The 11,844-nt window shown below is 32.0% G+C and carries 13 protein-coding genes; 3 read left to right on the top strand and 10 right to left on the bottom strand.

The genetic code is table 11. The features are described 5' to 3' along the window. Positions 1 to 3 precede the first annotated feature (3 nt). The 5 genes from pfkB to norA form a co-directional block, all read right to left on the bottom strand. A complete protein-coding gene (gene pfkB, locus IDG66_RS00065) occupies positions 4 to 924 on the bottom strand; it encodes a 1-phosphofructokinase (RefSeq protein WP_000640743.1) in 921 nt (306 codons plus the stop codon). Beyond that, positions 921 to 1,685 carry a DeoR/GlpR family DNA-binding transcription regulator gene (locus IDG66_RS00060; protein ID WP_000972699.1) on the bottom strand — a complete coding sequence of 255 codons (765 nt, stop codon included), beginning with the start codon at positions 1,683 to 1,685 and terminating at the stop codon, positions 921 to 923. Before IDG66_RS00060 ends, pfkB begins: the two co-directional genes overlap by 4 nt. A gap of 249 nt (positions 1,686 to 1,934) precedes the next feature. After that, complete coding sequence (ybaK, locus tag IDG66_RS00055) at positions 1,935 to 2,417, bottom strand: Cys-tRNA(Pro) deacylase (protein WP_001107241.1); 483 nt, start codon at positions 2,415 to 2,417, stop codon at positions 1,935 to 1,937. A gap of 172 nt (positions 2,418 to 2,589) precedes the next feature. Continuing rightward, positions 2,590 to 3,042, bottom strand: a complete 453-nt coding sequence (locus IDG66_RS00050) for a hypothetical protein (protein WP_000216723.1) — start codon at positions 3,040 to 3,042, stop codon at positions 2,590 to 2,592. Positions 3,043 to 3,334: 292 nt separating this feature from the next. Continuing rightward, positions 3,335 to 4,501 (bottom strand): multidrug efflux MFS transporter NorA, encoded by a 1,167-nt coding sequence (gene norA, locus IDG66_RS00045; RefSeq protein WP_001041274.1) that lies wholly within the window; start codon positions 4,499 to 4,501, stop codon positions 3,335 to 3,337. Positions 4,502 to 4,709: 208 nt separating this feature from the next. Between norA and IDG66_RS00040 the strand changes: the two genes are divergently transcribed. From IDG66_RS00040 to IDG66_RS00030, 3 genes are all read left to right on the top strand, one after another. After that, positions 4,710 to 5,132: a PPC domain-containing DNA-binding protein gene (locus tag IDG66_RS00040; protein WP_000776018.1), complete on the top strand. Its 423-nt coding sequence runs from the start codon at positions 4,710 to 4,712 to the stop codon at positions 5,130 to 5,132. Between the two features lie 185 nt (positions 5,133 to 5,317). Continuing rightward, a complete protein-coding gene (locus IDG66_RS00035; protein WP_001191874.1) occupies positions 5,318 to 5,935 on the top strand; it encodes a DUF1361 domain-containing protein in 618 nt (205 codons plus the stop codon). After that, a complete protein-coding gene (locus IDG66_RS00030; RefSeq protein ID WP_000154465.1) occupies positions 5,932 to 6,216 on the top strand; it encodes a hypothetical protein in 285 nt (94 codons plus the stop codon). Before IDG66_RS00035 ends, IDG66_RS00030 begins: the two co-directional genes overlap by 4 nt. Positions 6,217 to 6,370: 154 nt before the next feature. Here the strand turns inward: IDG66_RS00030 and IDG66_RS00025 are convergent, their stop codons facing one another. The 5 genes from IDG66_RS00025 to IDG66_RS00005 form a co-directional block, all read right to left on the bottom strand. Then, a complete protein-coding gene (locus IDG66_RS00025; protein ID WP_000952045.1) occupies positions 6,371 to 7,744 on the bottom strand; it encodes a cryptochrome/photolyase family protein in 1,374 nt (457 codons plus the stop codon). An 85-nt stretch (positions 7,745 to 7,829) separates the two neighbouring features. After that, positions 7,830 to 9,383: an SLC13 family permease gene (locus IDG66_RS00020; protein WP_001288051.1), complete on the bottom strand. Its 1,554-nt coding sequence runs from the start codon at positions 9,381 to 9,383 to the stop codon at positions 7,830 to 7,832. Between the two features lie 282 nt (positions 9,384 to 9,665). After that, positions 9,666 to 9,953 (bottom strand): hypothetical protein, encoded by a 288-nt coding sequence (locus tag IDG66_RS00015; RefSeq protein ID WP_000180416.1) that lies wholly within the window; start codon positions 9,951 to 9,953, stop codon positions 9,666 to 9,668. A 34-nt stretch (positions 9,954 to 9,987) separates the two neighbouring features. After that, positions 9,988 to 10,896 carry an aldo/keto reductase gene (locus IDG66_RS00010; protein WP_000435111.1) on the bottom strand — a complete coding sequence of 303 codons (909 nt, stop codon included), beginning with the start codon at positions 10,894 to 10,896 and terminating at the stop codon, positions 9,988 to 9,990. Between the two features lie 102 nt (positions 10,897 to 10,998). Further along, a partial coding sequence (locus tag IDG66_RS00005) for a CobW family GTP-binding protein (protein ID WP_206172171.1) occupies positions 10,999 to 11,844 on the bottom strand: 846 nt, incomplete at its 5' end.

The following is an 11,844-nucleotide window of genomic DNA, read 5'->3' as shown; positions in this document are numbered from 1 at the left end:
TTTTCACTCCCCATCAAGTACGCTAATCGTAACTTGTGATTTTATTTTTTCTATAGCGTCCCGTGTTGCTAAGTCCTCATCAAATGCCGTGGCAGTACCGCATGCGACTGCTTGTTGGAATGCTTTTTCAATCGTTAAACCTGAAGCAATTCCAGCCACCATGCCTGCAACTGTACTATCACCAGAGCCAACTGTATTAACCACTTTCCCTTGTGGATTAACTGCTTTAATACTGATTTCTTTATCAATATAAATAGCACCATCACCGCCAAGCGAGACAATAACAGATTGCGCACCTTTATCAACTAACAAACGACCATATTTAATAACATCTGTGTCTGAGTTCACTGTTGTATTAAACATCACTTCTAATTCATCTTTATTAGGTTTAATAAATAGTGGATGATATGGTAAAACGCTTTCAGCCAATTCTTTTTCAGCGTCGACTACTAATTTAGCACCTGTCTGTGCTGTAATTTGTGCAATTTGCGCATACGCATCGCTTGGAATACTACTTGGTACACTTCCAGCAACAATAACTATATCTTCGCTTGTTGTATTTTTAATTTGTTGTAACAGTTGTTCAAATTGTGTTGACGTTATATGAGGACCCGGTGCATTGATTTCTGTTTCTTGTCCTGTTTTTAATTTCACATTAATACGTGTATCTTCATCAACTTCAATAAAATTCGATTGAATTGCACTGTTATTTAATGTATCTATAATGAATTTCCCAGGAAATCCACCTGCAAATCCCAAGGCAGTTGACTCAACATCCAATGTCTTTAAGACGCGCGAGACATTAATACCTTTCCCCCCAGCGAATTTATATGTTGCTGTTGCTCTGTTCAAACCATCAATTTTAAAATCATTCGTAAAAATGACATAGTCAATTGAAGGATTGAAAGTCACTGTATAAATCATAAAGTCCCTCCTATAAAGTGATACTTTTGTTGGTATTCTTTTAACGATTCTTGATTTAATGCTTTTTCAGATGTGATGATTGTCGTACTTTCTAGCAAAGGTACACGAGCAAAATATACTTTATTAAACTTAGAATGATCTATAAGTACAAATGATTGATTGGCTAATGACATTGCTGTTTGTTTAACTAATGCCTCTTGCTCATCGGGAGTAGTTAATCCAAGTTCAATATCTAATCCATTCATCCCGATAAAAGCTTTATCGAAACAATATCGTCTTAATATCTCCATAGCACTAGAACCAATCGTAGCAAGTGTATTTTCTTTAACTTGACCACCTAGCATAATTGTTTTAATACCTTTTTTAAGTAAAGCTTCTACATGTGTTAAACCATTGGTTACCACAATGATATCTTTCGCTTGAATATATTTAATTAGCTCCAATGTAGATGAACCAGCATCGATAAATAAGCATTCATTATCGTTGATTTGATTAGCTGCTATTTTAGCAATCATTTTCTTTTCATCAAGATTCGTTGCTAATTTTTCAGTTAAATTCGCCTCAACCATACGATTTTCTTTTAACATTGCACCACCATGCACACGTTGCAATTTCCCTAATTGTTGTAGTTTAGATAAATCTCTTCGTATTGTTGAAGCACTGCATCCAGTTCGATCTATTAGTTCTTGTAAAGTCAAAAAATCTTTGTGCGAAAGTTCTTCTAATATTAACTCGTGTCTTTTTTCTGTAATTATCATCATCACCCCATCTCACTCTGTATTATAATGAGTACGCTTTCACTTTTCAATCATAAATTACCAAAAACAATCACAAACAATCAAATTGTGACGATAAAATTACATTTTTATGTTCAAATACTCATTTGTAATGACTGTTTATGATCGTAAAATGCTAATTCAATCAAAAAGGAGTGTGGCAGAAATGAATTTTATAAAAATTTCATCTCTGTCACACTCCGAATCTTGCCCCATACTTTTTGTTGTTATTAATCATTCATGGATAACTGCTCCAATTTTGCCTTTAGTTATTGTAATCAAATCCTCAACAGCTATTGTGATTTGCATTGTTCGAAGCCCACCACTCACACTGATATGACTATAATTTTCACACGATTTGTCAACGACTGTTGGAAACAATGTTTTCATACCAACAGGCGAACACCCACCACGAATGTATCCCGTTACATTTTTCAAATTATCTAAAGGCATAAGCTGCAATTTCTTCTCTCCAACCAAAGCAGCTGCCTTTTTCATATCTAAAGTTTCACTTACTGGGATAACAAATACAAAATGTTCATGTTTTGTATTTTCTAGAACAAGCGTTTTAAATACTGTTTTAACATTTGCTTGTATGAGTTCTGCGACTTCTTGACCAGATAAATGTTCTTCTGGTACCTCAAAGCTATGAACTTCGTATTTAATTTTTGCACGATCAAGCATACGCATCGCGTTCGTTTTCTTATTTTTAGCCATTTCAACACCTCATTTATACTTCTTCAGAACTATATTAACATTTTAAAATACATTACGGATTGGTTGATTTTGACATAACATTTACATCATTTTATAAGTTGATTTCACCTTTTTAAATTAAATTATTGCAAAATAAAAACAGTATATCCAATTAGAATACACTGTTCCATTATTATTTCGTTATTATGCCTTGATTTGAAATACTTACATGTTGCTTACTAGTTGAATTATCATTGGAATAAACATAATTATATCCATGATTTGTCTTAGAAATTCTTTCTAAACCATAATTATCATTGATATGCTTATCTGCATAACGATCAGCAATAACTTGGCACTCTTGTTCGTTAAAAGAATTTGATTTATTTGCATTCACACGATGTTTAAAATGATTTTGCTTTTTCATATTTTCATTCACTTCAGATGCTTTAGCAGTATGAATATTGAGAATATCCATTTTCTTTTTATAAGTATCTTCAGTTGATACATTTATCGCGTTAAGCGTATTAATTGTTTTATGTACCTTAGCAAGCGCATCTTCATTTGTTGCTAATATTAATAAACCAATTAAACAAACGGTTAATATTACAGCAACAAAGCCTAAAAATAAATTTTTTACTGTCATCCCCTTACCCACATTTCCTTACTCATTTTTTATCATCTTAACACATTAACGTTAATGAATTAGGTATGTGGATTGCAATTTAAAAAGAATGTAATATTTGTAACATGTTTATTACTCAAAATCATTTTTTGTTACATATAACATTTAAATATAAAGAGTAAAACATTTAGTCAATCGAATCTTTTTAAATGTAAAGCATCGAATTTTCTTAATAAAATTCATAAGAAAAACGATGCTAATCATTCATAATATTACGCTTTACTTTATATCAATATACACCAAAATACTTATGCTACATATTTTGTTCTTTCAATTTTGCTCTATGTTGCTTTTCAATTAAAACAATAACAACACCTGCTAATGAAACACCTATAGCCATATAAATTGGTGCTTCAATGTGTACATCAAATAACGCACCTGCGATTAAAGGACCTATGAAATTACCCATACTAGTGAATGTCGAGTTCAATCCGCCTGCAAAGCCTTGCCTTTCTCCAGCAATATTAGAAAAATAATTTGTAATGGCTGGTCGTATCATATCAAAACCTATGAAGACAACAAAACTGATTAACATTATTGACCAATAGCCATTAGCAAAAACTAATAATATTAAGACAACAACTGAATATAATAATGACCAAGCTATAAATGTTAACTCTGAGAAATACTTCATAAATTTATCGAAGAAATAGATTTGGAAAAGTGCCCCAAATATACCGCCACCCGTAATAGCAATCGAAATATCTTTAGGTGAATAATTTACCTTGTCAGCTGTGTATAGTGAATACAATGTTTCAAATGCAGATAAACCAAACGATAATACAAGTGTTAAAATAACTGGTGTAATAAACACTTTCCAGTTAATTTTCGTTAGCAATTGTGGCTCTAACTTTTGGAAACCACTTGTCGTAGACTTTTTCGGATCGTGAATCAATACAATTGACATTATAAATGCTAGAATACCTAATGCTCCTGCAAAGTAAAATGGCATACGATGTGAAACTTCTGCCATAAATCCACCAATCCCTGGTCCTAAAATGAATCCAGAATTGATAATCGCTGACATGTAGCCAAAGTTTTTTGCTTTTTGATGGCTTGGTGAAATGTCAGCTATTAAACCTGTCACACCAGGCATTACCATACCAGCACTCATACCACCAATCACTCTCGATAACATCAATACCGAAAAATTGTGGCCAACTGCAAACATAAATTCTGACACTGAAAACAAAATTAATCCTATACATATAATTAATTTCTTCCCTAATTTGTCAGCTAGCGTACCACCAAACGGCGATATAATCATTTGAGATAACGCAAAAGCAGCAACTAGTAATCCTAAATCACTACCAGTTAATCCCAAATCTTTTAAATAAACAGGCAAGACTGGTATTACTAAACCGATACCTAAAAAAATCAAGAAAATATTAAAATATAAGACAAAAATCTGTTTATTCATATGCTCACCTCTTTTTTCTCCATGTCATGCTTAAAGCTGTTATTCTTCTTTTCCACGACAGATTGCAATTCATGCTAAATATTCGTAAAAAGTTTCTATATTGTATTACAACATTGCTACATTTGACAATATTTTTTCTTTGTAATTATCACTATTTTCCATTTAATTGTATAATTAATGACATATTAAAATAAAGGGGATTGATCATATGAAATTGCAAAAAAGTAATCATACTATACTACTAGTGTTGGAAAAAGGAGAAGATATCGTTGAATGTATAACAACCTTTGCAGATGACCAAGACTTAACATTTACATCTGTCAGCGGCATTGGTGCATGTGATGACGTTGTATTAAAATTTTTCAATTTAACAACGAAACAATACGAAGAAAAACATATTACTGAGCCACTGGAATTGACGAGCTTATTAGGTAATATTTCTCGTCTAGACAATGGTCATTTTGCACATTTGCATGCTACTTTCGGTACTCAATCATATGAAACTTTTAGCGGACATCTCGCTAAAGCAATTGTTTCTGCAACTGCTGAAATCATTCTTACTGTAACTGATTTGGACATTCAACGTTCATTCAAAGATGCAGTCGGTTTAAATTTACTTGATCCTCAATAGCACTTTACTTTTTAGTTGAATCAAATTTTATTACAAGTTATCATAAGTGCTTAATCATAAATGCATTCTCGTTTATTAATATACTTCAACGAGTTAAATTAAATTTTTAATTAGGAATTGAATGCGTTTATAACTATCACATTTGAATGAATAACTTTTTCATTAGAAAGTAGTGTTTATTATTGATGCAATCTCGATACATCGCTAGAATTTACTTTTTAATTTTATTTATCGTCTCCCTTTTTGAGACTAAAATTTTTCAATTTATGACTTTAAATTTGTTTTTAGCATATATACCTTTTGAGCTTAGTCTATTATTACGATTATTCAAACCGAATAAAAAGTATGAATGGCCACTCTTTATCATATATAGTTTTATATTTGTGTTACTTTTACCAAATACATTTTATATGGTAACTGATTTAATCCATTTGAACCAATTTCAATTCAACTTTTACGCAGGACTAAATTTAAGTGAGTGGAAATACTTTACCTATTTACTGCTTGGTGTCTTCTTAGCGGTTTATGTGATGATTTTAATCTATTTTGAAATACTAACATTGACTTCTCACCGTTGGCTTAATAGATTAATTGTTGTCGTGCTAATGTTTTTAAATGGATTCGGAATTTATATTGGTCGTTTCTTACGCTTACATTCCGTTTATTTCTTTAATGAGCCCTTACATGTTCTAAATCACATTCTAGAAAGTCTAACGCTTAAAACTGCTATGTTTGTATGTTTTATGGTTGTCATGCAAGCAGCAATTCTATTATTTGGAAAAGGAGTGCGTTTGAACAAGTGACAATAAATATAATCGTTTTAATAGTATCTATCATTGTCTTTCAATTGATTATTGGACACATATGGCATGATATTGGTTTAAGTTATTTAAGAAGTATCTTACTCATGATGCTGCCATTTGGACTAGGTGTATTTATACAACAAGTGTCGTATTACGAACGACAATATCCTAAATGGCAAGTGCCTCAAAACATAAAAGTTAGATTGAAATATATTTATCTCGCTACGTTTTTAGAGTATGTCGTACTATACCTCACTTTATTTACGGACATACTAAGATAACATCAAATTAATAAGAAAACTAAATACAACTTATATATTTGAGGAAAGCCAATTTCTATCACATCAATAATAGAAATTGGCTTATTTATATTGCTTAAGAACTTTATATTCTGCTCCAGATTTTACTCATGCCAGATCTATCAATTGAGCCGAATTAGTCTAGCGCTTTAAATGTAGCTAAAACTTGTGTACGTTTTTCTTGATGATCTACCATTTGTCTTGGATAATGACTACCTAATTCAATCCCCTGTTCAAAAAGGTTGGACTCATTGCGTTGTGTATCATGCAAATATTTTGCATCAATTTGATTAAAAATCGGAAGATATGTTTTGATATACAAAGCTTTAGCATCAAAGCGTTCACTCTGTCTTATTGGATTAAACATTCTAAAATACGGCACTGCATCCGTACCTGTAGAAGCAGACCATTGCCATCCATGAATATTTGATGCTGCATCATAGTCAATAAGGTGCTTTCTAAAGAATTTTTCTCCCCATGTCCAATCTATAAATAAATCTTTGGTTAAAAATTGCGACACAACCATTCTCATTCGATTATGCATAAAACCAGTTTGTGTCAATTCCATTATTGCTGCATCAATGATTGGAAATCCTGTTTGCCCTTCGCACCATGCATTAAAATCCGCTTCATTTTGCGACCATTTTATCTGTCGATATTTAGGTTTGAAAGCTTGGTATGAGGTTTCAGGATACTGTGTCATTAACACATAATAAAATTCTCTAAAAATGAGTTCACGTATAAATGCTTCATAGTTTGCCTCATCTTCATCATAACGCGCCAATAAATCATTAAAAATTTCAATAATATCTAATAATCCATATGCTAAAGCAACACTTAGCTGACTTGTTAATACTTCAGGTAAATAGTCTCTTCCGCTTTCGTAATTCTGTATATCTTGATCTAAAAAATGTTGCCATTTATTCTGTTCAATTATTTGTGAGGATCCAAATGCTATGTCATCAAACACTAAATCATCAGGTGATGCAATGACAAAGTCTTCGAATGATTTTAAATCATAGTGATATACGTCTCTATGCCTCAAGTAAGGTCGCCATTTTTTATAGAAACTAGTAAAAACTTTGTATGGCTCCCCTTGTTGATTCATTGTTTTACTCGCTTTAAAGTAATGATTCCCACGTATCAAAGTAACGGCAATGCGTGCTTCATTGAATAAAGAACGTTGATGTAAAATATCATATTCTTCAAGATGATAACTCATAATATCACCCGCAGTCACTACTTCAGAGATATTGTTTTCTTTACAAAATGAAATGATATCGTCATAAGACATGACATAAGGTGTGAGCTTTTCTGCGTGCAACGATTGGTAAAAGCGCTGCAAAGTACCGCGATAAAACTGTGCTTTCAAATCAGAAGCTGAAGACATGTCCTCTTCCGGAATGATAAAATAACATGCATCAATGTCTTCTTTTTGTTGATAAATATATTCAAATAATGGATTGTGTTCCATTCGAAACATTCGATTTAATAACACAGCAATTGCCATAAACAAAACACCCTTCAATTATCTTTTTATTTTATTAAGCTTTTTGTCACTTTAAAATAACCTAGATTCTTATTTATATTTTTAATTAAAGCAAACCTAACCATTTCCAATAAGTCATGCTAAAAACTATCACTAGAATATACCCTACAATTGTCAATGGTATACCTGCCTTCAAGAAATCTTTAACCGTAAAAGTACCAGTGCCATAAGCCAACATATTTTGAGGTGCACTAACAGGTAATAAGAAACCAAAACTAATAACAAATTGTTGAATTAAAACAAATCCTATAGACTGGTCTCCTAAGTGTAACGTAGAGGTTAGCGAAATAAAAACAGGTATTAACGCTGATGATAAACTTGTTGCACTCGCAAAGCCCAAATGAATCAATATATTAAAAAGCGTGATAAGTGCAATTGTCGCGATAATAGGTAAATGTTTTAAACCTAAAACACCAAAAGTTTGATCACTTAACCATTGAGCTGCACCTGTTTTCAAAAGAACGTTCCCTAGTGAAATACCTACACCAAACACGATAATTGTTCCCCATGGTATTTTATTTTCAACATGTTTCCATGTCATGACACCAATTTTCGGCATTAACATAACACCTAAAGCAATAATAGTAATGGATGCAGAGTCAATCGGATGTAATACTTTTTCAGTTGACCAAAACAGTAATAATAACATCGATATAACAATTAAACGCCATTCACGTGGGCTAACGGGGCCAAGTTTATGCAATTCTTCTTTTATTAAATCTTTACCACCTTCTATTGTATTAATTTCTGGAGGCATCACTTTAATCATGATGAAATATAAAGCTACGGACATAACTATGGACCAAGGCGCTGCATATAAGAACCACTCGCCCCATGAAACATCAAATCCTAATTGATGGTTTATAAAATTAATCGCTACGATATTTTGTGCTGCCGCCGTTTTGATACCAATATTCCAAATTGACACAGCTTGTACTGAAGTAATTATTAATAAAGACGCTAACTTGCTATCTTTGGAAACTTTAAATGCCGCAATCATACCCAGCAAGATTGGTACAACTGCCCCTGCTCTAGCTGTTGCAGAAGGAACGAAAAATGCAAGTACAATTGAAACGATAATTGCTCCAATAACTATATTTCTAGTTTTATTACCAACAATTGATAACACTAAAAGAGCTAGTCTTTTATGCAAATTCGTTTCTTGCATAGCAGCAGCCAAAAATAATGCAGCTGCAACGAGAGCTACAGCTGAAGTTGCATATCCACTAAACGCTAATGATAATGCATGATTAGTTCCTAGAAGGTCACTTCCAGCTAAAATAGCACTGCCACTTTTCGGATTACCTAGCTTCTCCCCTAAATTTTGAACCGGGCTAAATCCTAAAAGTAATATCATTAAGCCAATAATTAAAGTTGCTGACACCGGATATGATACAGCTTCCGTTACCCACATAATAACTGCAAAAGCTAAAATAGCTAGTACTGCCTTAGCCATTATCGGCAGACTTGAAGGTGCCGGGAGTAATAGTACAACTATAAGTATTATAAAACTCATGACAATCCAAAATGGCTTGTATTGCTTTTTTGTCTTTTCTTTCTTTTGTTGTTCATGTTCCACTACATGTTTTTCTTCTGACATAACAGTCACCCCTTTGTTTAATCTTAATTTAATTATAACAATTTTTTAAAACATACATTTTTAATTTATGCAAAACACACAATTTTATCGAAATATTTTGTAAATAATATTGCTAGGTGATGAGTTATCTCGGTTAATTACAAAACGATATCTAAGTTTAAATATTAGATCATAAAAAAACTATCTACTGAATATCCTCATAGCATCATTTTTCTAAGCAAAAGTTAAACTTAGTTAGATAAAATGCAAATGAGATTATTGTAGATAGTCTCTTTTTAATATTTAAAAATGATTAATGCCATAAACATAAATAATTCCAAAGAATGCCGCGCCACTAAGCACTGTTAATATAAGACTTAGTAACAATGTGCGTTTATAATGTTTAATAAATGCTATGAACAAAATGACTACATTATACGCAAAGAAAAGTCCGAATAATGTCATTGTTATTTTCAAATCAGAATAGAAAATATTTAATAGTAATACAATGACTGCATAAATTAAATACGGAATAACTATAAATTTGCGTTCAAATCTTAATTGTTCGAAACGTTTATCTTCGTTTGTCATGATATGCTCCTTTATGATTTAAAAGTAAATAAGTTTACGGAATATCTTGTCCGATAATAGCGGTGTAAATGTCAAACCACGACTGATCATCTAAATTAAGTTGTAGCCCTTCGATTGCTTGATCAATACGCTTTAACTGACTTGTTCCAAGTATCGGCATGATACGATGCGGTATTTTTACTAACCATGCTATCATCACAGCTGTGTCACTCACACCATATTTGTCAGCTATTGATTGAACAACTTTCATAATACGTTGCGCTTTAATATCTTCCTTGTCGAAAATTTTACCGCCTGCAAAAGGACTCCAAGCCATAATTTGAACATGGTTTTGATACATTGAATCCATTGTTCCATCTTGTAAACTATCAACGTGATATGGCGATAATTCTAATTGATTGATGCTAATATGTAGTCTTTCTTTCATAATATATTGATTTAACAATTGGTATTGTGAATGATTAAAATTCGACACCCCGAATGACTTCAACTTACCTTGTTTAACAAGTTTAGTTAATGCATCAGCAACTTGTTCTGGATCCATCAATGGTGAAGAACGATGAATGAGTAGACTATCTAAATAATCTACATTCAAATTGATTAATGACTGTTCAACAGATTTCACGATGTGCTTACTACTCAAATCATAACGATGTCCATTTGTAAAATCAAATTGCTTAGAAGGCAAAATGATACCACATTTCGTAACAATTTGAATTTTATTTCTTAATTCGGGTGATAAATCCAAAGCATTACCAAACAGTGATTCACATTGATAATCCCCATAAATATCAGCATGATCCATCGTTGTAATTCCACGTTCAACTAATTCATTTATAAAATAATTTAACTCTTTCGCAGTCATCTTCCATTCATTTGCACGCCAAAAACCTTGTACAAGCCTAGAAAAATGAACATAGTGATTAATCATTATTTGTTCCATATCTCATCCACTCCATCCCTCAATGTCACAAAATATTCACAATAAAAGTATTAAGAAATTAATGTGCTATTTCCGTTAAATTGAAACAACACATTTTCTGATTTACGTAAATTGTAGCATATCCAATTGATTACGTATGTGATTTGTATCTAAAGTTTCACCAATAATAACAATCGTTAATGGTAATTGCATGCCAATTATTCCATAGTCTGGTAAACCATATGCATATTGAAATTCATAAATTGCATTTGGTTGATCTCTAAATGACACATAACCTTTCAAACGTAGAACAGATTCCGGTAATTTCATTATAAATTGATAAAACAATTGACGATCAATCGGACCTGTAAACGTGTAAGTCATACTTTTAATCCCATGATGATGGTGATGATGAGACGATATCTCTCTGTCTTTAACAGTTAAGTCCAATTCTTCCAACGAAACTTTTCCATAGGTTGTTTTATATGTTGGAATACTTGCACAAATCATACCTAATTGCTTATCAATTCTCTCAAGACGGTCATCAGTTATAAGATCAATTTTATTAATAATAATCATGTCACTTAGTTTCAACTGATCTTCCATCAGCGAAACTGTATTTTCGGTATATTGATGACGTTCTAAAAATCGAGTCGCATCTAATACACCATAAATAATCGGCTTTTCAAAGAAATTAACGATTTGCGGATCTTGACATGCAACTAGTAATTCCAAAGGATGCGCAATGCCTGTCGTTTCTATGATGACATGATTAACGTCCCCTTTTAAAGCAATGGCTTTTAGTTCATAGACAAGTTCTTGTTTAAGATCGCAACAAACACAACCATTAATCAATGAATGGACTTCAATTTCATTTGAAATACTATTGCTATCAATATCAAAAGTACCGAATTCATTCATGATGATTTTAATTTTCTCATCATTTTTTAATAATTCACTAATATAATG

It is taken from the genome of Staphylococcus sp. EG-SA-18 (genome assembly GCF_017151825.1).
GTDB lineage: Bacteria > Bacillota > Bacilli > Staphylococcales > Staphylococcaceae > Staphylococcus > Staphylococcus aureus.
This window is presented reverse-complemented; position numbering and strand designations above follow the sequence as displayed.

Excerpts from the sequence above, each read along its gene's own strand:
- IDG66_RS00020 (WP_001288051.1), bottom strand. The coding sequence starts at position 9,383 with ATGTCAGAAGAAAAACATGTAGTGGAACATGAACAACAAAAGAAAGAA.
- IDG66_RS00035 (WP_001191874.1), top strand. The coding sequence starts at position 5,318 with ATGCAATCTCGATACATCGCTAGAATTTACTTTTTAATTTTATTTATC.
- IDG66_RS00060 (WP_000972699.1), bottom strand. The coding sequence starts at position 1,685 with ATGATGATAATTACAGAAAAAAGACACGAGTTAATATTAGAAGAACTT.
- IDG66_RS00015 (WP_000180416.1), bottom strand. The coding sequence starts at position 9,953 with ATGACAAACGAAGATAAACGTTTCGAACAATTAAGATTTGAACGCAAA.
- ybaK (WP_001107241.1), bottom strand. The coding sequence starts at position 2,417 with ATGGCTAAAAATAAGAAAACGAACGCGATGCGTATGCTTGATCGTGCA.
- IDG66_RS00010 (WP_000435111.1), bottom strand. The coding sequence starts at position 10,896 with ATGGAACAAATAATGATTAATCACTATGTTCATTTTTCTAGGCTTGTA.
- IDG66_RS00050 (WP_000216723.1), bottom strand. The coding sequence starts at position 3,042 with ATGACAGTAAAAAATTTATTTTTAGGCTTTGTTGCTGTAATATTAACC.
- pfkB (WP_000640743.1), bottom strand. The coding sequence starts at position 924 with ATGATTTATACAGTGACTTTCAATCCTTCAATTGACTATGTCATTTTT.
- IDG66_RS00040 (WP_000776018.1), top strand. The coding sequence starts at position 4,710 with ATGAAATTGCAAAAAAGTAATCATACTATACTACTAGTGTTGGAAAAA.
- IDG66_RS00025 (WP_000952045.1), bottom strand. The coding sequence starts at position 7,744 with ATGGCAATTGCTGTGTTATTAAATCGAATGTTTCGAATGGAACACAAT.
- norA (WP_001041274.1), bottom strand. The coding sequence starts at position 4,501 with ATGAATAAACAGATTTTTGTCTTATATTTTAATATTTTCTTGATTTTT.